The sequence below is a fragment of the Algimonas arctica genome, assembly GCF_014652695.1.
Taxonomy (GTDB): Bacteria; Pseudomonadota; Alphaproteobacteria; order Caulobacterales; family Maricaulaceae; genus Litorimonas; species Litorimonas arctica.
Genome location: NZ_BMZH01000014.1, coordinates 1 through 20208 on the forward strand (window position 1 = coordinate 1; position 20208 = coordinate 20208).

At 54.4% G+C, this 20208-nt stretch carries 23 protein-coding genes and 2 tRNA genes; 16 read left to right on the plus strand and 9 right to left on the minus strand.

Annotated elements, in window-relative coordinates; genetic code table 11:
- Window positions 1-734 precede the first annotated feature (734 nt).
- A complete protein-coding gene (locus IE105_RS15555) occupies window positions 735-863 on the minus strand; it encodes a hypothetical protein (protein ID WP_267904689.1) in 129 nt (42 codons plus the stop codon).
- 309 nt (window positions 864-1172) lie between these two features.
- On the opposite strand from IE105_RS15555, the gene IE105_RS13095 reads away from it, so the two are divergent.
- The 3 genes from IE105_RS13095 (at window position 1173) to IE105_RS13105 (ending at window position 2511) form a co-directional block, all read left to right on the plus strand.
- Window positions 1173-1613, plus strand: coding sequence for a BLUF domain-containing protein (locus IE105_RS13095; protein ID WP_189499209.1), 441 nt, complete (start codon window positions 1173-1175; stop codon window positions 1611-1613).
- Between the two features lie 53 nt (window positions 1614-1666).
- Complete coding sequence (locus IE105_RS13100; RefSeq protein ID WP_189499211.1) at window positions 1667-2014, plus strand: hypothetical protein; 348 nt, start codon at window positions 1667-1669, stop codon at window positions 2012-2014.
- A gap of 287 nt (window positions 2015-2301) precedes the next feature.
- The gene (locus tag IE105_RS13105; RefSeq protein WP_189499273.1) at window positions 2302-2511 is read left to right on the plus strand and encodes a cold-shock protein; all 210 of its coding nucleotides are present in this window, start codon (window positions 2302-2304) and stop codon (window positions 2509-2511) included.
- Window positions 2512-2578: 67 nt separating this feature from the next.
- Here the strand turns inward: IE105_RS13105 and IE105_RS13110 are convergent, their stop codons facing one another.
- The 3 genes from IE105_RS13110 to IE105_RS13120 form a co-directional block, all read right to left on the minus strand.
- Window positions 2579-2884, minus strand: a complete 306-nt coding sequence (locus tag IE105_RS13110; RefSeq protein ID WP_189499213.1) for a SemiSWEET family sugar transporter — start codon at window positions 2882-2884, stop codon at window positions 2579-2581.
- 245 nt (window positions 2885-3129) lie between these two features.
- Window positions 3130-3206 (minus strand) — tRNA-Asp (locus IE105_RS13115).
- 62 nt (window positions 3207-3268) lie between these two features.
- Window positions 3269-3643 (minus strand): MmcQ/YjbR family DNA-binding protein, encoded by a 375-nt coding sequence (locus IE105_RS13120; RefSeq protein ID WP_189499214.1) that lies wholly within the window; start codon window positions 3641-3643, stop codon window positions 3269-3271.
- 59 nt (window positions 3644-3702) lie between these two features.
- Here IE105_RS13120 and IE105_RS13125 point away from each other — a divergent pair.
- The 4 genes from IE105_RS13125 to IE105_RS13140 all read left to right on the plus strand — a co-directional run bounded on the left by IE105_RS13125 (window position 3703) and on the right by IE105_RS13140 (window position 7978).
- Window positions 3703-3778 (plus strand) — tRNA-Val (locus tag IE105_RS13125).
- A 172-nt stretch (window positions 3779-3950) separates the two neighbouring features.
- Window positions 3951-6098 (plus strand): PQQ-dependent dehydrogenase, methanol/ethanol family, encoded by a 2148-nt coding sequence (locus IE105_RS13130; RefSeq protein WP_189499216.1) that lies wholly within the window; start codon window positions 3951-3953, stop codon window positions 6096-6098.
- 57 nt (window positions 6099-6155) lie between these two features.
- Entirely contained in the window at window positions 6156-7145 is a 990-nt protein-coding gene (gene dusA / locus IE105_RS13135) for a tRNA dihydrouridine(20/20a) synthase DusA (protein ID WP_233354156.1), read from the plus strand.
- On the plus strand, window positions 7142-7978 hold the full coding sequence (locus IE105_RS13140; RefSeq protein ID WP_233354157.1) for a sulfite exporter TauE/SafE family protein: 837 nt from the start codon (window positions 7142-7144) through the stop codon (window positions 7976-7978). The genes dusA and IE105_RS13140 overlap by 4 nt, the downstream gene beginning before the upstream one ends.
- Window positions 7979-7987: 9 nt before the next feature.
- Here the strand turns inward: IE105_RS13140 and IE105_RS13145 are convergent, their stop codons facing one another.
- Window positions 7988-8512: a retropepsin-like aspartic protease family protein gene (locus IE105_RS13145; RefSeq protein ID WP_189499218.1), complete on the minus strand. Its 525-nt coding sequence runs from the start codon at window positions 8510-8512 to the stop codon at window positions 7988-7990.
- Between the two features lie 137 nt (window positions 8513-8649).
- Between IE105_RS13145 and IE105_RS13150 the strand changes: the two genes are divergently transcribed.
- The 7 genes from IE105_RS13150 (at window position 8650) to IE105_RS13180 (ending at window position 13248) form a co-directional block, all read left to right on the plus strand.
- A complete protein-coding gene (locus IE105_RS13150) occupies window positions 8650-9612 on the plus strand; it encodes a nicotinate-nucleotide--dimethylbenzimidazole phosphoribosyltransferase (protein ID WP_189499220.1) in 963 nt (320 codons plus the stop codon).
- Between the two features lie 65 nt (window positions 9613-9677).
- Window positions 9678-10733, plus strand: coding sequence for a Leu/Phe/Val dehydrogenase (locus IE105_RS13155; RefSeq protein WP_189499222.1), 1056 nt, complete (start codon window positions 9678-9680; stop codon window positions 10731-10733).
- A 53-nt stretch (window positions 10734-10786) separates the two neighbouring features.
- Window positions 10787-11206: an MAPEG family protein gene (locus IE105_RS13160; protein ID WP_189499224.1), complete on the plus strand. Its 420-nt coding sequence runs from the start codon at window positions 10787-10789 to the stop codon at window positions 11204-11206.
- A 9-nt stretch (window positions 11207-11215) separates the two neighbouring features.
- A complete protein-coding gene (locus IE105_RS13165) occupies window positions 11216-11515 on the plus strand; it encodes a DUF1330 domain-containing protein (RefSeq protein WP_189499226.1) in 300 nt (99 codons plus the stop codon).
- The gene (locus IE105_RS13170) at window positions 11512-12003 is read left to right on the plus strand and encodes a thioredoxin family protein (protein WP_189499228.1); all 492 of its coding nucleotides are present in this window, start codon (window positions 11512-11514) and stop codon (window positions 12001-12003) included. The genes IE105_RS13165 and IE105_RS13170 overlap by 4 nt, the downstream gene beginning before the upstream one ends.
- 46 nt (window positions 12004-12049) lie before the next feature.
- Window positions 12050-12733 (plus strand): hypothetical protein, encoded by a 684-nt coding sequence (locus IE105_RS13175; RefSeq protein ID WP_189499229.1) that lies wholly within the window; start codon window positions 12050-12052, stop codon window positions 12731-12733.
- Window positions 12703-13248, plus strand: coding sequence for a hypothetical protein (locus IE105_RS13180; RefSeq protein ID WP_189499231.1), 546 nt, complete (start codon window positions 12703-12705; stop codon window positions 13246-13248). The genes IE105_RS13175 and IE105_RS13180 overlap by 31 nt, the downstream gene beginning before the upstream one ends.
- Here IE105_RS13180 and IE105_RS13185 read toward each other — a convergent pair.
- Window positions 13229-14566 carry a DNA polymerase IV gene (locus IE105_RS13185; protein ID WP_233354158.1) on the minus strand — a complete coding sequence of 446 codons (1338 nt, stop codon included), beginning with the start codon at window positions 14564-14566 and terminating at the stop codon, window positions 13229-13231. The genes IE105_RS13180 and IE105_RS13185 overlap by 20 nt on opposite strands.
- 207 nt (window positions 14567-14773) lie before the next feature.
- Between IE105_RS13185 and IE105_RS13190 the strand changes: the two genes are divergently transcribed.
- A complete protein-coding gene (locus tag IE105_RS13190) occupies window positions 14774-15145 on the plus strand; it encodes a response regulator (RefSeq protein WP_189499233.1) in 372 nt (123 codons plus the stop codon).
- Between the two features lie 12 nt (window positions 15146-15157).
- Complete coding sequence (locus IE105_RS13195) at window positions 15158-16543, plus strand: PleD family two-component system response regulator (RefSeq protein ID WP_189499235.1); 1386 nt, start codon at window positions 15158-15160, stop codon at window positions 16541-16543.
- A gap of 52 nt (window positions 16544-16595) precedes the next feature.
- Here the strand turns inward: IE105_RS13195 and rpmG are convergent, their stop codons facing one another.
- The 3 genes from rpmG to rnr all read right to left on the minus strand — a co-directional run bounded on the left by rpmG (window position 16596) and on the right by rnr (window position 19897).
- On the minus strand, window positions 16596-16763 hold the full coding sequence (gene rpmG, locus IE105_RS13200) for a 50S ribosomal protein L33 (RefSeq protein ID WP_189499237.1): 168 nt from the start codon (window positions 16761-16763) through the stop codon (window positions 16596-16598).
- A 75-nt stretch (window positions 16764-16838) separates the two neighbouring features.
- On the minus strand, window positions 16839-17609 hold the full coding sequence (locus IE105_RS13205; protein WP_189499239.1) for an NUDIX hydrolase: 771 nt from the start codon (window positions 17607-17609) through the stop codon (window positions 16839-16841).
- Complete coding sequence (gene rnr, locus IE105_RS13210; RefSeq protein ID WP_189499240.1) at window positions 17606-19897, minus strand: ribonuclease R; 2292 nt, start codon at window positions 19895-19897, stop codon at window positions 17606-17608. The genes IE105_RS13205 and rnr overlap by 4 nt, the downstream gene beginning before the upstream one ends.
- Window positions 19898-20208: the final 311 nt, after the last annotated feature.

The window sequence follows — 20208 nt, forward strand, 5'->3', positions numbered from 1 at the left end:
AACGCTGTGTCCTCTGTGCGTGACCTGCGCCACAGCCCCTAATTTAAACTCTTCTGTATATCGAATGCGACTGCCCATAAGACACTCTCCTTGCTTCCAGTTTTATCCAACAAGGTGTCTACAAAGCTAGGGGCACATCAGGGCTCGGAGAAATTCGGAAGTGGTTTTTGTTTGAGGTGAATGGATTGAAGGCAAAAGGTTGGTTCGACGACTTTTTCCTCCCCCGGACAGGGGGAGGGGGACCGCCGCGTAGCTGGTGTGGAGGGGGAGAGGCCGAGGGTGATATTTACGCTGATTAAGATGTGTTTCTCATAAATCGCGTCTCCCCCTCCGACCGTCTCCGACCGTCGTCTGGGCTCGCCTCATGCGCTTCGCGGGCATTCCGCCCGCTTTGGCGCAAACCCCCTATCCGGGGGAGGAACAGTTCCGCGCATCCCCGCCTGCACCACCCGAACGGCGCGGGCCGTTCGGCACTTCGCTATTGTCTATCCCCCGGATAGACAATCAGAGACGCTTTCGTGTCCCCCCTTTCAAAACCTCCGATACGCTCTCCCGTCCTGCTGATGGCACGAGGGGTACATTGCCTTTGTCTCGGTGGGGTTCGGTGAGCGGGGTGGTGCGCGAGGTAATGTGGCGCGCATCGGTCCATTTGGCGAAGCGACTGATGATGTGAGAGACGTGAGTCACGAGCTTGATGAAGACGCAGATTGCCCCTGAGTTTTGGGGCGTGTGCGTCACGGGGCCGGATCGGCGAGAGCCGGGCCGGAGCAGCCAGCATCAGGTGCGCCCGTTCTCTGACAGGCGGCAGGCGGTGCGGGATCGAAAGTCCCGTATCCGCCGCACCGCCGACGGTGTGAGCTCATGGCGGGCCGCCCGGTCACAGCGTTTTTGATCGAATGTGTTCACCGGACGCGCGGGCTTTGGCTTGTGTAAATCGGTTCTATTTTACTTTGTCCGTCACAGGGCAAAGCCCGCGCTTCGTGCCGCTTTTTATGAGGGGTTACGGGAGTTGCCGCCGGACCTTCGAGGCGGTTGGACAATCGCGCGTGTCTTGAAGGGGGACGAGAGTTAGACAGTGCTCCCTCGTGAGCGTGGTTAAGGGACGACCTCTGTTTAGTGGATATTAAGTTGGCTCAAGTAGCTGGGGAATCTTGGGGTGGCGATTACGACTTATGTCATTGGTGCAATATATTTATAGCTCGATCTGCACCGATAAAATGACGGGGGACAAAGGCGTCCTGATTTCGATCAAGAGTGTCGAAATTTGCGAGCGTTTGGGCTTAACGGGCCGGGTGTTTTCAAACCGCACGCATACGTTCGCCATTACCGAAGGTCCGGAAATGTTGGTGCAGCATTATTATAATGCTGTGAAGGCGGACCCGCTGGTTGAAACGATGGTGCTTCACGGGCAGCGGACCATCGCAGCGCGGGAATTCGATGACTATTCCGTCTGGCTCGATATTAATCATCCGTTTGATCCGCATCCCCAGGTGCATCCGATGACGGCCGGATCGCTTGCGCGCGCCATGCCGGATGTGCCGTCTGTCCGATTGCGGGTCATGGTCGATGCCTTCTTCGACGCGGGTCGATTGGTCGCCCAAGCGCGACGATAGGCGGGCGAACGTGCCACACTTGCCGTGGTCCGGTGAGGGGCCTAGTCAACGGTATGGCTGATCTTGCACTCTATATATCCGGGGGTCTGACCCTGCTTGTCGCTATCACGCATGGCTGGCTGGGGGCCGTCAAAATTGTTGAACCCGTGCAAGCCGCCCCTGCGGCCAAACGAATTCTGCACGCGATCATGTTTTTGTCCGCCGTCTATTGGTTCGCGGCGGGCGGGCTTTTGCTGGCGACGCCGACCTTGTTTGCGGGCGACGTCCGACATTGGGTTGTGATCGGCTGCGCGCTTATGCTGGGCAGTGGTGGGATCGGGAACATCTGGGCCATGCGGGGGCGTCATTTCGGGGGCTACGCGTTGCTCGTTATTTCTGCGCTTGCCGTGTTAGGACGATAAACGGCGGGAGTTGGCGCAGGCGAGGACATTAACTATCATACGGATTTGTCATAATTAGGACGCAAACGACACTTGCTATCACAACAATAGAGCGCCATATGGAAATTATCGACCAAGGGCCAGAATATCGGCCTGCCGCTTGTTTGTGATTTTTGATTACACGCCGACGCAGAATGCTTTTCCTACCAGACGTCGAGACTTTGTAGGCCGAAAATTTTCGGTTCTACGCCCGTAAGGCATGTCGCCGGACCGGGAACCGACGATCTAAAGGATTACACATGTCGGATATGAAAACAGGTACTGTTAAATTTTTCAATACTACTAAAGGCTTCGGCTTTATCGCTCCCGATGGTGGCGGCGATGACATCTTCATCCACATCACTGCTCTTCAGCGTGCAGGCCTCCAAGGCTTGAACGAAGGTGACAAAGTTGAATTCAACACTGCTGTCAACGAACGCTCCGGTAAAACGGCCGTTGACTCGGTTTCGATGGCTTAACGCCAACTCGAATTGAATGTGAAAGGCTCCCATCTGGGGGCCTTTTTTTGCCTGAAAATACGGGGTTTTAGTCGCCGATGACAACGGCGCGAACGCGGTCTCGCGCGCTGACGCTCCGACGACGATTGCGGATGATCAGCGATAAAATGACAAGCGCAAAAGCCAGTGTCACCAAATTTGCGAGGGCCACAGGCCAGCTCTTTACGGCGAGGCCATAGGCCAACCACAGCGCCACACCGGCAGAGAACATGGCGTACATCGGTAAGCTCAACCCCTCTGTCTGGCCTGAGCGAACAGACCCTATCGCTTGTGGTAAGAAAGAGAGCGTTGTCAGGCTCGCGGCTGTGTAGCCGATAATGTCAATAATAGTCATCGCTCCAATTTAGGCATTCTAAATGCGGCGAGAACGCATAGCGATGCAGGGACGGATTGCGAAAATGCCGAGGGCCGGTGTGCCGCTTAGCACAAAGGGGAGGCTATTTACGGCTCAACGGCCTCAAGAGGCGCCAGCGCGGGTTTGATTGAAATGGCGGGGTGCCACAATCCGCCGGGTCGTAAAAATGCAAAAGGCCCAGCCGAAGCTGAGCCTTTTTAGCGGCACGGCCATTTCAAAAGAAATGGCGCGAGTGACGGGACTCGAACCCGCGGCCTCCGGCGTGACAGGCCGGCGCTCTAACCAACTGAGCTACACCCGCTAAAGTGTGAGCGCGCGATAGGCGGAACATCACGAGGCGTCAACGCGAAAACTGACAAGAATTCAGTCTAAACCGAACTTTTTTTGTATGACCTTCGGTAGGGTCGCTGCAACAAGGGCATGAGAGGCGGTCAGACGCTCACTCACATCGTCTGGCGAGAGCAAATCCAGCTTAAGTGCAACCCAGCCCCCGCGCGGAAGATGGGCGTTGCGTTCCGCCACACCCGCTTGGATGAGCAAATCTGCGATATCCGGACTGGCGGTTTTCAAAGTGAGCTTGGATTGGCCCGGGCTGAGAATCGCAAACATCTTGAAACGCTCTGCATCCCCGACTTTGTAGACATGGCTGCCCATCCATTGCTCCGTCATAAACGCGGATGTCAGGGCGATTGCCACCGTATGCACATGGGCGTCGGATGTTGTTGTGTTTACACTCATATTTTCTGCTTGGCAGAATTGCCAAGCCCTGTGAAGCTTGCCATAGGCTGATCCCTTAAGGGCGGTTAGCTCAGCTGGTAGAGCATCTCGTTTACACCGAGAGGGTCAGCGGTTCGAACCCGTTACCGCCCACCATCATTTCAGATGACTGATTTCCGATGTGACCCTGTGTACGGTCATCATCGGGGCATCTCCCATGCGATGGACCGTGGTCTGCGGCAATTCCACCCTTTGGCATTTCTGGTCGCTGCGCTACTGTCATTATGACGACGGCTCATAAAAAGCTGCGTCACTGGGGAGATACAGAATGCGCAAAACGCTCTTATTGGCTGCGACGGCTTTGATTCTATCGGCCTGTGCCGAACAGACGGCCATTGAGACAACAGACACGGGATCGACGGCGATTTTTGCCGTGGTCGATGATGCGCGTATTAAAACGGCCTCAGCCAGTGAAGAATGGCTGACGCATGGCGGAACTTATGATGAGCAGCGTCATTCAACGCTAACGCAGATCAACGCCGACACGGTCGGCGATCTCGGTGTGACGTGGACCTATGATTTAGCGACAAATCGCGGTGTCGAAAGCACGCCGATTGTCGTTGATGGCGTGATGTACGTTACCTCAGCCTGGTCAATAGTCTATGCGCTAGACGCCAAAACAGGGGAAGAACTCTGGGTTCATGAACCTGATGTTGACCGGGCTGTTGGTATAAAAGCCTGTTGTGATGTCGTAAACCGAGGCGTTGCGGTCTATGACGGCAAGGTCTTCGTTGGCGTGATCGACGGACGGTTGCAGGCGCTCGACGCGATGACGGGTAAGCTCCTGTGGGATGTGGTGACGGTTGATCAAAATAAGCCTTACACAATTACGGGCGCGCCGCGCGTCGTCAAAGACAAGGTTTTGATTGGTAATGGCGGCGCCGAGTTGGGCGTTCGTGGTTATATTTCGGCCTATGATGTCAATACAGGCGACAAAGTTTGGCGATTCTACACCGTCCCCAACCCGAACAAACTGCCGGACGGCGAAGCGTCAGATGCTGCGTTTGAGACAGTCGGCAACGTCAGCTGGGGCGATACTGGCGCTTGGACAATAGAGGGCGGAGGCGGAACCGTCTGGGATTCAATCGTATATGATGAAGTGAATGATCGGATTATTTTTGGGGTTGGTAATGGCAGCCCGTGGAACTGGGAACGCCGGGACCCGTCGGGCCTCGATAATTTATTCCTCTCCTCAATCGTTGCCGTTGATGTCGATACGGGTGAATATGCGTGGCATTTCCAGACAACGCCCGGTGATACGTGGGACTATACGGCCACGCAGAGCATCATTCTCGCGGACTTGCCTTTGGGTGAGGAGGGCGCAAGCCGCCGTGTTGCGATGCAAGCCCCGAAAAACGGTTTCTTCTATGTTGTTGATGCCGCGACAGGTGAATTCATCCAAGGCGCTCCGTTTGTGCCGCAGAATTGGACCACGGGCCTGACCGCTGAAGGTCGTCCCGTCGTGACGCCGGAAGCTCTCGATCAGAACACGGCGCATATGCAAACACCGGGTCCGCTCGGCGCGCATAACTGGCATCCGATGGCCTATAATCCAGACCTGCGATTGGCTTATATTCCTGCGCAAGAACTCCCGCAGGCCTACGTGGTTGATCCTTTGGGAACCGAAAAGCCGGCGAAATGGAATACGGGCATCGATTTCGCAGCGGGCGTCCCGCCGGAATTCACCCCCGCAATTCGGGCCATGGTACGCCCGACTCTGAAAGGACGCCTTATCGCCTGGGACCCAATCGCGAATGAGCAGCGTTGGTCCTATGAGCATAATAATGCGTGGAATGGCGGCGTATTATCCACGGCAGGCGGGCTGGTTTTCCAAGGGCAACTGGAAGGCACGTTTGCCGCGTTTGATTCTGCGACGGGCGAGAAGCTCTGGTCGCAAAATGTAAAATCTGGCGCGGCGTCAGGACCTGGCACGTACATGATTGATGGCGAACAATATGTCACCATCACCACGGGCTGGGGGTCAGCTTATGCCCTGACCGTCGGAATTGGATATGACGAAGCTGTATCGCCGACAGTCGGCAAGGTCGTCACGTTCAAATTGGGGGCAAATGAAACGATCCCGCAAGTTGATATGCCGAAGATCGCGATGACACCAAAAGCGGAGAAATTTGGCGATGAGGATCTGCTGAGCGAAGGGTTGGTTCACTATGCTCGCAATTGTGCGACGTGCCACGGCCCCTTCGCGATCAGTTCGGGAGTATTGCCCGATCTTCGATGGTCCGAAATTTCGGGCGATCATGAAGTTTGGTATGATGTCGTGCATGAAGGGGCGTTCGCTGGAAATGGCATGGTCGCTTTTGATGACGTCTTGACCGAAGATGAGATGGAAGCCATCCGCGCCTATGTCATTGCGCAGGGCCATGCTTATACCGAGGCCAGTACTGCGGGGAATTAGGCGCGCGACTCCCTCAAACCCTTTTCAAACCGCGTCGCAGCCCTTAGGTCGCGGCGCGTGAGTGACTTGAGCCAAAATTATCAAATTTCCGTCGCGCCCATGATGGATTGGACGGATCGGCACTGTCGGTTCTTTCACCGTCAGCTGTCGCGGCGTGTTCGCCTTTATACGGAAATGGTTGTTGCTGACGCCGTGATCCACGGACCGCGAGATCGTCTTCTAAGCTTTGATAAGGTTGAGCACCCTATCGCTTTGCAGCTTGGGGGCTCTGATCCGGAGAAATTGCGAAAAGCGTCTGAAATCGGCGCGAGCTATGGCTATGATGAGATCAATTTGAACGTCGGTTGCCCATCAGACCGCGTGCAATCAGGGCGTTTTGGGGCGTGCCTTATGGCAGAGGCGACCTTGGTCGGTGACTGTTACCAAGCGATCTGTGACGGGGCCGGAGACGCGGTCGTAACAGTTAAATGCCGTCTGGGCATTGATGATCAGATCGAATCCGAAACGCTACCGCATTTCATCGACACAGTGGCCAAAGCAGGTTGTGAGACTTTTATCGTCCATGCGCGCAAAGCGTGGTTGAAGGGATTGTCTCCTAAGGAAAACCGCACCGTGCCACCGATTGATTATGACCTCGTTGCACAGATGAAACGCACGTATCCGAATGTGGCGATTATGGTCAATGGGCAGATCGAAACGGTTGCTCATGGACGAGAGATTGCAGACGGGCTTGATGGCTTCATGATGGGGCGAGCGGCCTATCATGACCCATGGTCGTTGACGGACGTTGATCCGGCCTATGGCGATCCCGCCGCAGCTCTGGATCGACATTTAGTCGCCGAAGAAATGGTGCGCTATTTAGAAAAAAATCAGGACATAGACCCCAGCGCGAAGGCCTTGATCCGGCATATGATGGGATTGTTTTCAGGCCAACCCGGCGCCCGGACGTGGCGGCGAACCTTGTCCGAAGGGTTGGGTGCCAAACTGTCACCATCAAAGGCACTCAGCGGCGGGATCGCTGTTATGAGCCAAGGGCAGGCGGCTTGACCGAATTGCTCCCACTTATCGCGCTGCTGCTTGCGGTCGGCGCGTTGGCCGGGTTTACGGCTGGGTTATTCGGGATCGGCGGCGGGGCCGTTATGGTGCCGGCGTTATTTTTTGCCTTTGCATCGCTGGGTGTTGACCCTGAAATCTTGATGCATTGCGCGGTCGCAACCAGCGCGTCTGTCATCATCGTCAATGGATACCGCTCAACCCGCGGCCATCTCGCACGCGACAGCGTCGATTTGGCGATTCTATGCCCCCCCCAAATTTGGCGTAGCTATGGTCTGTGGATCGGGATCGGGTCTTTTATTGGGGCGTGGTGGCTCGCGCCTAAGCTTGGCTCTGATATGTTGACGCTGATCTTTGCGTGTGTGGCCTTTATTGTCGCCGCTCAGTTTATTTTTGGGCGACCTGATTTCCAATTTCGAGACACTGTGCCGGGCGGTATCGCGCCGCCGTTGGTCGGGGGCTCGGTCGGGGTTTTGTCAGCGATTATGGGTATTGGCGGCGGCTCGATTAGCGTGCCTCTTCTAACATTGTGCGGCATGCCTGTTCACCGTGCGGTTGGTACGGCGGCAGGCTTTGGCCTCGCTATCGCAATTCCAGCGACGATCGGGTTTGTCATATCAGGATGGGCGGTTCCAGGCCGTCCGCCCTTCTCGGTGGGCTATGTCAATATGGCTGGGTTTGCTCTGATTGTGATGAGCGCTTGGTTCATGGTTCCGCTTGGCACGGCGATGGCACATAGGCTCAAAGCTGTACCCTTGCGGCGGATTTTTGGGATTTGTCTGGCGTTGGTCGCGCTGAATATGGCGCGAAAAGTAGGGCTGTTTTAATCGCGGGGCTTAACGGCGCAGGATGAGCTGGTTGGGCATGACTTCAACTTTTTGAAGTTCTCCCAGAAAGGTCATTCCTAACAGCGAAATGTGCAACCCTTCGGAGAGGACGAGTGCGCGAACGTTTGTCACGCGGACCCCCCCGATGCGGACTTCTTTGAGCAGGGCATTAGCGGCCATGACCCGGCCATTCGCTGTATCAACGGGTACATTATAGACGAGCGTGTTTACTTTAATGCCCGATTTCCGCGCGTCCTCAAGCGTGAGGGCGACGGTCGATGCCCCAGTATCGACTAAGAACCGTACAGAGCCGCTATTGACGCGACCTTGGGCAAAGAATTGTCCGTTGGTGCGGGGAATGGACACAACCGATCCGCGCGCGAGTGGCGTCTCTTGTTTCGATTGATAGCCGGGCTTGATATCTTCGACTTCGACCTTGGTTTCTTCAACATCCATGTTGTCGGCAAGATAATAGGTCCCGCCAATTGATGCGCCGATAAGGACGGCAACTTGGAACATGAAAGTAGGAGACATAGGCGTTTAGATAGGGGGACGACGTTAAAACGCTGCCAAAGATCACGGTTAATCGTGTGCAAACTTTTGCGGCTGACAAGCATATGTCACGGAATTATGCGGTGACGCCTGTCGCGAACAGTTCTATGGGATTCGTTATGATTGAACCCCGCCCTTTTGATGACGTGCATAATCTGGCTCAAACTGTGCCTGTGCGCGACTCTGACATCTATGCTGACCTTTTGAAACGCGCAGATGGATTGGGTCGAAACCTTAATCCTTTGGGGTCATTGGCGCGGCCATTAGCCCGCATTGCCTCTGTCCAAGGTCAAGCGTCCCCCCGATTAACCCGGTCACTCGTGTCAGTTTTTACCGGCAGTCACGGGACGATGGCCGATGCGCCGCTCCATGTTGCGGCGCGTGTGGCGAACTTGTCCAATGGGTCAGCCGCCGTTCGCGGCGCTGCACAAGCCGCCGGGGCAGCATTCAAAGTTTATGAATTTGGCAATGATTATCCGTCGAGCGATTATCGCGTAGGGCCTTCATTGTCTGAACGCGACTGCGCGGGCGCCATCGCCTTTGGGATGGAAGTCGTCGCAGAAGGCGCGGACGTTATCGTTTTGGGCAATGCCGGTTTTGGCTCGGCCACCGCGGCAGCCGCAATCGCGCGCGGGCTATACGGCGGTGCGGCGGATTATTGGGCTGGCGGGTCCGGAGAGAAAGCGAAAATTCGCATAGACGCTGTCGCGCAAGGCGCGAAAGCCAATTCCGAGCTTCTGTCTGATCCGCTTGGTGTCCTTCGGGCTTTTGGAGGCCGTGATATCGCGGGAACTGTGGGCGCTATTCTGGCGTGTGCGCATCAACATATTCCCGTTATTTTGGACGGTTACGTTGTGTGTGCTGCGGCGGCGATCATCCACGCTTTGAATCCGGATGCTGTGGCGCACTGCCTCGCGGGGCATGTCACGGCAGAACCTGCCCACCGCGCGCTTCTTGACCGGATGGATCTCGATCCGGTTCTGGATCTGGGCATCAATATTGGTGACGGTACAGGCGGGACTTTAGCGTTGAGCTTGTTACAAGCAGCCAGTGCGGGTTTAGCAACCCTCGATCAAGGTTAGAACAGGCAAGCAATTGCGCCTGGAATGATTATGAGGGTTCTACCCTACAACTTTATGCGAAGATCATGAGCATTTTTTCCCACCCCGATTTCGATAATCACGAGGCCGTTCATACCTTTTGCGATCCAGCATCGGGTTTGCGCGCTTTTATCGCTGTACATAATACCAACCGTGGCCCGGCCAGTGGCGGAACGCGGTTCTGGCAATATGCCAATGATGAGGCGGCTCTGACTGACGTCTTGCGTCTATCTCGGGCGATGAGTTTCAAAAATGCGATGGCGCAGCTGGATATTGGCGGCGGCAAGGCCGTGATTTTGCGTCCAGAAGGCGATTTCGATCGTGAAGCACTCTTTACCGCCTATGGCCGATTCGTTGAGACGATTAGTGGTACGTATATTACCGCCGAAGACGTCGGCGTTTCCCCGGCGGACATGGCGACAATAAAAACGCAAACCAATCACGTTGCCGGTCTGTCAGAGGGTGACAATGCGTCAGGCGACCCATCGCCTGTGACGGCCGATGGTGTGTTTCGCGGCATAAAAATTGCGGCCGAGCGCGTGTTCGGATCCAAGGATTTGTCGGGACGCCGCATTTCGGTGCAGGGTCTCGGACATGTTGGTTACGCGCTAGCTGAACATCTGGCAAACGCGGGCGCGGTGCTTAGCGTTGCAGACATAAATTTAGACACGCTGGCGAAAGCGAAAGCGGAATTGGGCGCCATAATTGTGCCTGTTGGCGAAATCCATACAGTTGACGCGGACATCTTCTCCCCTTGCGCTTTGGGCGGCGCAATCCGGCACGAAACATTGTCACGGCTTTCGGCGAAAATTGTGGCGGGTGCCGCGAATAATCAACTCCTGACGTCGGATATGGCCGTGGCTCTGAAACAGCGCGGTATTTTATATGCGCCAGACTATGTCATCAATGCCGGCGGGATCATCAATGTGGCTGCCGAACTGTCCGGCCATTATAATCCGGCGTGGGTGACAGCCAAATTGGACCAATTAGAGGAAACGCTCGCTACTGTCTTTGATCGTGCGGCGAACGAAGACCGGACAACACAGGATGTGGCCGATGAAATGGCCCGTCAACGCATGGCCGCCATTCGAAAGTGGCGTTGACACAAGAGTAAATTACCGCACTGTCCTCCTTCATTGTTTGAGAGGACATGATCATGGACACAACAGGATTTCTGACCCCGGTCATTGCTTTGATTGTTTGGACATTGATGGTCTGGATCATCATGTATGCGCGGCGAATTCCTGCCATGCAGGCCGCGAAAATAGATCCAGATACCGCTAAATCACCAGATGGCGAGTGGAAGTCTAAGCTCCCGATGAATGTTCAAGCGGCGGCGCATAATTATAATCACCTGATGGAACAGCCGACCATTTTCTACGCCTTTATGTTTTGGGCGCTCCTGTCGGGCGTGGGTAGCGCGCTAATTGGACTGCTTGCATGGGTCTATGTTGGCCTTCGGGTTGTTCACAGCGTGATTCAAATTTCTGCGGGTCCGGTTATGCTGCGTTTTAGTGTTTTCACTCTCGCGACTCTCTGCCTGATCAGCATGATCGTTCTCGCCCTACTGACTTAGGAGTCCTTAATGTCGACAATCATTGTGAGTTTTCTCAATTTCATCGACCGTGATCACTACGCAACTTATGCGGCAATGGCGGGTAAAATTCTGATGCGGGACGGGGTGAAAATTATCGTGAATGATGAAAATCCAACCGTCGTGGCAGGTGACGATAGCATTGATAAAGTCGTTGTGCTGGAATTCCGCGATGATGATCATATGATGGCCGTGCTTGGCTCTGATGAGTATAAAGCCGCAATGGTCTATCGTGAAAAGGCGATTAAGATGCGCAGCGTGAAGGTTGATCGTTTTGAGATGCCGTCATGATCCGCGCGGCTTTTTTTGGGCTATCGTTGGCACTGACGGCCTGCGCGACGCAGGGCCATACAGGCGATGGCCATCATTCTATGCAGGATGAGCCGCAACCGTTTCAGGCGGACCGCGATGCCAATGTTGATGTTGACGCTGCGCTTGCGCGTGCGACGGAACGGGGAACCAAAGCCTTGATCGTAATGGGCGGGAACTGGTGTCATGATAGCCGCGCTTTTGCCGCCGCAATTGCGCAGCCAGAAACCGCTACATTGATCGCAGATAAATATGAACTCGTTTGGGTCGATGTTGGCATGAAAGTGCTCAATCAGGATGTCGCTGAGCGGTTTGGTCTTGATGGGACTCCAGGTACGCCAACCGTCATCGTTGCGCGCGGCGACGGGACAATTTTGAACTTTGAAGACGCGCCGACCTGGCGGAATGCCGCGTCCCGAGATTCAGACGACATCCATCAATATTTCGTCGACATGGCAGCCAAAGAGTAGCCAGTACGTCGCGTTGGGCCAAAGCGCCTTAGGGAAGGGGAACTCCATGTTTATTGGTCACTATGGACCTGCCGTTTATGATGTGCTGCGAACTGGCAAAGTTAAGCTCTGGCAGGCCTTTTTGGCGGTTCAGGCGATGGATATTGTCTTTTGCCTATTGGCGTTGTTTGGAATTGAAGGCGCAGCCAGTGTTGTCGATGGCAATTTGGTGTTTGATATTCCGTGGTCACACTCCTTGGTCAGCGCGATTGTGATCGCCTTTTTTGTCGCCTCGATTTACCGCCTTACGTATCGTGGGAATAGCGGCAGTATGCGGGGCTACTGGACCATGTGGCTGTTGGCCTTCTCGCATTGGCCGCTTGATTGGCTCGTGCATCGTCCCGATTTGCCCGTCTACCCAGGTGGCGAGATGATGATGGGGCTATCGCTGTGGGACTTTGCGTGGCCGACTTATGGTCTCGAAGTTCTCCTGCTCGGCGGCGCCATTGCGTTCTGGTTGGTCAAAACGAAAGGGCCGCGCTGGACGGCTATATGCGCGTGGCTGTTGGTCGCGTTGCTTTGCGCGGTGCAGTATTTTTCCGTCACTAAAACAACGTTGAATCAGCAAGCCGGAATTTTGGACGTCACCACGCTCCCAAGCGGTGTGCCGTTCGCGGTGTCAGGGCTGGCTTTCTACATTTTCGTGGCAAATGTGATCGGGTGGCTGGAGAACAAGCGGAGTTATCGCTGATGCTGCGCTCACTGGTAGGTCCGTATAGAACTACCTTTGTTTTGCTGCTCTCTGTTTTTGTGACGAGTTTTATCCTGTCTGTCTTATTTGGGGGCTCCCCAGAAATAAGTTTGTGGCTTTTCACTATCGTTTTTGGGTGGTCGCTATTTGGAGTCTATTTTATTTTTAGAACGGCCAGTGCTTATCGTGTTCGCATTGATCAGACAGCAAGCCTGATTGACTTATATTTGTCAGTCTGTGCTATTTTGGGGTTTTCGCTGTTTTTAGGGACCTCTTCGCCAGTTATGTTCGACGAAAGTGTTATGGGAATGCTGCTAGGGTATTTTTTGGTAATCATATTGATTGCGTCACGTATGATTGCCGGGGCGAAATTAACGCGTCTTGCTGGATTGGAGCAGTCGCTGATAAATAGAGCGTTCAGTTCGATGAATTACTACTTCTGGATGATCGGTGCCCCATTTATACTCAGGCATGCGCGTCTAGACGGTCCCGCGCCTAAAAAATATCATCCCTGATCTTACCGGGTAGGGAGGTCGCCGAAGATTGTTTCGCCTTTGCCAGACGGAGCCCGCGGCCCGTGAAAACGGCGTCTGAGCCGAATTTTGCGCGCGCTATATCCGACGCCCGCTCCGCAGCGCCGCGTTTAGAGGCTTTCAGATCGAGGAGATCGGCGGCGTCGCCGACAGGTTGGCACAGAGCGCTAATGCCAGCCCCAATCAGGCGGTAAGCGCCGCCTTTTACTTCTGCTTCGAGTAAGGGCTCCAACGCATGAAACATGGCGTCAGCGAGCTGGATGGGTTGGCTTAACGTTCGCCGCCTTGTAATCGATTTGAATCGCGCCGTTTTGAGTTTCAAGGTTACGATCGATCCCGCCATATTCTTGGCTTTGCTACGATCCGCCGTTTTTAAACAGACCTGCCACAGCTTATCTTTGAGCGCTTCTAGATCGCAGATGTCGTCAGAGAAAGTTGTCTCTGCGCTGATGGATTTACGCGTATGTGTTGGATTGACGCGGCGATGATCCTCCCCGCGTGATAATCGCGCGAGGCGCAACCCTTGATCACCGAACTTTTCTGCCAGTCGTTTGTCGCTCCATTGGCGGACATCAGCGATAGTGCGTAAGCCGGACCGTTCGAGCTTGGCGGTAAACGCCGGGCCAATGCCGTAAATAAATCCAACGGACTGTTTCGCCAAAAAAGCCTGCGCATCAGTCCGGCCCAGCACCGCAAACCCATTGGGTTTATCGAGATCGGACGCCGTCTTGGCGAGGAACTTATTGTAAGAGAGCCCCACAGACACAGTCACACCGACGTCTTCGAGAATGCGGTTTTGCAAAGCGATCAGACTTTGCGCCGGACTGCGCCCGTGCAAACGCGCCGTCCCCGAGAGATCAAGAAAGGCTTCGTCAATCGAGAGAGGTTCTACAAGCGGCGTTAATTCGCTCATGAGCATCCTGATCCGTCGACCCTCATAGGCATATTTATCCATGTTACCTTTAACGACAACGGCATCAGGGCAAAGTTGCAATGCTTTGAACATCGGCATGGCTGAATGCACGCCGTATATGCGCGCATGGTAACAGGCTGCAGAGACGACGCCGCGCCGTCCGCCCCCGACGAGGACAGGCTTGTCGCGCAAGGACGGATCATCGCGTTTCTCAACCGAGGCGTAAAAGGCGTCGCAATCCACATGGGCAATGCTAAGCGTGTCGAGCTCTGGATGGGACAGAGTCCGTGTTCCCCCGCACACTGTGCATCGATCAGTTACTTTACGCGCAGTCCCGCAGTCCCGACACAAAATAGGCGCGGTCATCCTGTTATCGTCGGCTGGCATGATTTAGGGACTCTTTAAGGTGTTCATGGTATGTTCTATATACGCTGGGGTAGCATGGTTAAGTCAAGCTGAAGGCTAGTTCCACGGTTCTTTAAGGATGCTCTGGCAAAGACGTGAAAGTCAAACAAGACGCTGACCCGCCAAACTCCCCGTTAAGGGAGTGGTGAGAGATCAGCGCCACAGGTGATGGAAGAAATGCTACAAATCATGCCCAAGAAGGTCCTGATCGTTGAAGACAATGAGTTGAACATGAAACTGTTCAGCGATCTGCTCGACGCCCATGGATATGAAGTTCGACAGACCCGCGAGGGCCTGAAAGCCATTTCCATTGCTAAAGAATTTGTTCCCGATCTGATTCTTATGGATATTCAATTGCCCGAAGTGTCCGGATTGGAAGTCACTAAGTGGCTGAAAGATGATATTGGCCTCGCGGGAATTCCTGTTGTCGCCGTGACGGCGTTCGCCATGAAAGGCGATGAAAAACGCATTCGTGACGGGGGCTGTGTCGGATATATTTCTAAGCCGATTACGGTGAGTAGCTTCCTCGAGACGGTCCGTAAATATAGTCAAGCGGCGTAGGGGCTGACGGCTATGTCTGCCCGCATTCTGGTTGTTGACGATCTCGCGCCCAACAGAAATTTGTTGGATGTCAAACTCTCGGCCGAATATTATGATGTCCTGACGGCGTCGAGTGGTGAAGAAGCCCTGGAAATTGCCGCGAAAGAACGTCTTGATCTCATTATGATGGATATCATCATGCCGGGCGGTATGAACGGATTCGAAGCGACAAGAATTCTCAAGAGCGACCCCTCACTCTATCATATTCCCGTCATTATGGTGACAGCGTTAGAAGAATCCAAAGATATGGTTCGGGGCCTCGAAGCCGGCGCAGATGATTTTATTACGAAGCCCATTGATGATTTTAACCTGACAGCGCGTGTTAGATCGCTGCTGCGGCTTAAAATGACGACTGATCAGCTCATGTCACATACGGGCCACACGGCAGAAAACTGCCGGCCGATGTTCGAAAAAATTCAAGGCCGCAAAGGCCGGATTTTGTTAATCGGCGACGAAGGCGGCCAGCCCGCCCGTATTTCCCGGATGATTGGCGAAGCGCATGAGGTCGTGATCGAATACGATCCCGCTGAAGCCATGCGGAAAGCAAAATCGCACTTTGATTTGGTTATCGTCAGTCTCGTCGCGAAATCCTTCGATGGGCTGCGTTTGTGCGCGTCCCTTCGGTTTAGTGCTGAAACCCGCGATACGCCTATTCTTGTGATTGGGGATTCGGACGATCAACAGACGTTCGTAAAAGCTTATGATTTAGGCGTGAATGATTCGATCATGCGTCCGGTTGAAACCCAAGAGCTGCGCGCCCGGATGGCCACTTTGTTGCGTCGAAAATTCACCGCTGATTCGTTGAAGGAGAACTTCAACGAAGATCTTGAAATGGTCATTTCTGACCCGCTAACCGGGCTGGGCAATCGCCGGTTTTTTGACCGTCAAGTTGAACCGCTCTTTGATGAGCTAAAAGACGGCGGCGAAGATTTCTCTATTCTTGTATTCGACATCGACCATTTCAAACGCGTCAATGATATGTTGGGCCACGACATGGGCGATCAAATCCTCAAAGAGGTCGCAGCGCGAATCGTGACGAATATGCGCGCTGTCGACATCGTCTCACGATATGGCGGTGAAGAGTTCATGATTGCGATGCCCGGCACGACACAGGACGAAGCATTTTTCGCCGCAGACAGGGTCCGTCAATCAATGGCAGGAACCCCCATTTTCGTGGATGGGCAAGGGCTATCAATCACAATGAGTTGCGGCGTGGCGCAGGTTATTCCCGGCGAGCAACTCCGCGAAGTCTTCCGTCGGGCTGACACAGCTCTCTACCATGCCAAACGTAATGGCCGGAATCAGGTTAAGGCTGCTGACCTAGGCAGGACTGAGTCAAAAACGGCAACTGCGGCATAAAAAAGCCGCCTCGTAGGGCGGCCCTCAAATCCATAGAAGATTGTCGGCAGATCTACTTGATCTTGCCTTCTTTGAACTCGACGTGCTTGCGCACAACGGGGTCATACTTCCGCTTGACCATTTTCTCGGTCATCGTGCGGGAGTTCTTCTTGGTGACATAGAAGAAACCTGTACCAGCTGTGCTGTTCAGGCGGATTTTAATTGTGGTTGGCTTCGCCATGGTTCTCGTCCGGAAAGGGATGTTATTCGAAGGCGGGCCATTACGAACCGTGCTCGGTCAAGTCAAGTCAACGCATCAGGGAAAGCGCTCTTGTTGAAAGGTTCCATGTCTAGCGCGTGAGAAAAATATTACAGGCGCCGGTGCGGGGCGTCGGACATAGTCCTTAAACACGCCCATCATCATGACCGTTGCGCGCTGCAGCTCCAATTCCTCAATCTCGTCCAATGTAAACCAGCCTACATTGAGCAATTCTCGACTATCGCCGACTTCGGGTGGGGCGACATCGCCGAGGTGGCGGTGAAAAAACCATGCATCAAAGCGTTTGTGTCGATGCGGCGGCGTAATGGCACGACCAAAGACTTCCAGATTTGAAATATCAGGCACCTGTCCGGCCTGACGAAACGCGTCATAGGTCGGGTTGTTCATATTGCGGCGTTGGTGGGCGGCGTCCGTCCCAATCATTAAACCGGTTTCCTCATAGGTCTCCCGAATACAGGACAGGGCAATGGCGCGGGCCTTGCGGGGCGGGACGGCGGCCTCCAGCACGCGTTCTGTTCGTGCAGAGAGATCACCCGCATAAGGCGCGAAACTATCGATTCGGTCGACCCGTCCGCCCGGGAAGACATAGACGCTCGGCATGAAGTCATGACGCTTAGAGCGCTGGCCCATCAATATTTTTGGATTATGACGGTCGCCAATGGTCAACACGACAGTCGCGGCGATGCGCGGGCGCGGCGCTTTTTCAAGTTGTTTACGCGCGGACCGTTCTGTGTCAGTTAGGTGCATGCCCGACACTTTCGACGGTTTCATGGGATCAGATATTTTCGTCGGGTCAGGGAGGGTCATGATCTGCGTTTCCGCTTATGTTTCGATCCACGGGAGCCTTTGGAGCCAGAATGAGATCCGCCGCGATGGCGGGACCCGCCCTTGGGCGGTTTACCGGGCTCGGGCTTGCTAACCATTTCGAGGATCAGCCCGCCGGTGACGGGGGTGGCTTCGACTAGCTTCACGTCCACTTCGCGTCCGAACCGATAGGTTCCGCCAGACTCTGATCCAACAAGGCTTTTCGTTTTCTCATCCAGCACAAAATATTCTTGCCCTAACGATCGCACGGGGATGAGGCCGTCTGCGCCTGTTTCTGACAGGCTCGCAAACAGTCCGAACTTTGTCACACCCGTGATCCGCGCCTTGAATGTCGCGCCGACCCGATCTTTTAAATAGGCCGCGATATAGCGGTCCACGGCATCGCGTTCCGCAACCATTGCCCGACGTTCTGTGACGCTGATGTGATCGGCCGTCTCGGTTAGGCGAACTTCTTCTTCCTTGGTCGTGCCGCCAGCGCCGAGTTTGAAGGTCTTGATTAACGCTCGGTGCAGGACAAGGTCAGCATAGCGCCGGATGGGGCTGGTGAAATGACCATAATGAGTCAGATTTAGCCCGAAGTGACCCATTTTATCGGCCGAGTAGATCGCTTGTGATTGCGTCCGTAAAACCGCCATACCGACAGTTTCGACCAGATCTTTTTCCTTGGCTTGTTCGAGCAGGCGGTTGAACCGAGCCGGGGTCACACGTTGTCCGGGCGAAAATTTCATATTTAACGCGGGGACGAAGTCCGTCAGATCTTTGACGCGCTGAAAGTCAGGGTCATCGTGGAACCGCATGATGGTCCGCACGCCTTTATCAGACAGGGCTTCAGCGGCGGCAACATTGGCTTGAACCATGAATTCTTCGACTAGCTTATGCGCGTCGAATCTGTCGCGCAGCGTGATGGACGTGACGTGACCAGCCTCGTTCACATGAACGCGCCGTTCCGGCAGATCAATCTCGAGCGGCTCGCGCTGTGCACGCGCGCCACGGAGCGCTTTGTAGCAAGCGTAGAGGTTGGATAGCTCCGGCAGCACATCTTGGCTCTCCGGCCCGTTCTGGCCCTCAAACGCGTCTTGTGCTTGGCGGTAGGTGAGGCGTGCGCGGGAGCGGATGATGCCACGGTGGAATTCGTGGGCCGTTTTGAACCCGCCACTGTCAAACGTCATTTTGACGAGCATTGACGCGCGGTCTTCATTCGGGCGCAAAGAGCACAGATCAGACGACAGCTCATGCGGGAGCATCGGTTCGACACGATCCGGTAAGTAAACAGAATTCCCTTTTTCCCACGCATCTTTGTCGAGCGCGGAGCCAGACGTCACAAAAGCTGAGACATCGGCGATGCCGACCCAAACAATCCAGCCGCCGGGATTCTTGGGGTTGTCGTCGGGTGTCGCGCAGATCGCGTCATCAAAATCTTTCGCATCAACCGGATCGATGGTGAGCAGCGGCAGATGGCGCAAATCCTCATGCCCGATCTCGCCGACTTTGGGCATTGTAGCTTGTTTGGCTTGTTCTTTCGCGTCGTCAGAAAATCCGAGCGGAATTTCGTTCTCATGGAGCGAAATGAGCGAAGCCGCGCGTTCATCCTTCATACTGCCGATGGTGTCGATCACTTCGGCTAATCGGAGTTGTCCGCGATTACGCCGGGTTGAGCGGAACATGACAAGATCGCCGTCTTCAGCGCTATCGGGTAGGCCGTCGACGCCGTAATCATGGCGGGCTTTCTTGGACACAGGTTGAATGCGCCAGCCCTTGCCTGTCTTATTTAACACGCCCAAATAGCTCGATGCGCCTTGACCAAGACGTTTCAGCACGTGGCCCGTAATTGTCCCATCTTTGCGCAATTTTATCCGCACCAGCGCCCGGTGGCCCACACCCAATGCCCCGTCCGTCGATCCGCGTTCGGACTTATCATGGATCAACACACGGCGCGCAGCGGCTTTACCGTCCTTGCCTTCCGGTTCTCCCCACATATCGCCATCATCATCGACTTCAGTGACGTTAATTACCATAACGCCGGGCAAGGCATCGGATAAACGGTAAGTCTTTTCAGGCGTGTAGACGATCGCGCCGTCGTCAACCAATGCACTTAAAAGCTGTCGTAACGTGCGTCGATCATCGCCTTTGATGCCCAGCCGTTTGGCTAATCGCTTGCGGTCATAGTGGTCGGGACGCTCGCGCACGATGTCGAGGATGGAATCGCGGGATAATGTCATATAGTGCAGATATTTCATCCGGGGGATGAAATGGCAAGCAATCGCGAGCACAGCGCCCGGCTCTCAGGTAAAATACGATTCTCCGTTCGGCCGCCCAAAACGCATCCAGTCGCAAATTAACCCGATTTTTAGAATGTTAGCAGAGATTTAAGTAATGTCTCGCGAGCATATTTCCCCAAATTGAAATGGGGATAAAAATGCGCGAACTCACCGAACAAGAAATTGAACTTTTTGACAATAGTCGATTTGATTTCATTGGCTCTAACCAATCAAACCACTTGATGGCTCAGCGAAAAGGGGCACATCAATCGCAACCTAGGGCCCGCAATTAGGGACTCTAACCTTTGAAAATAAACCTAATA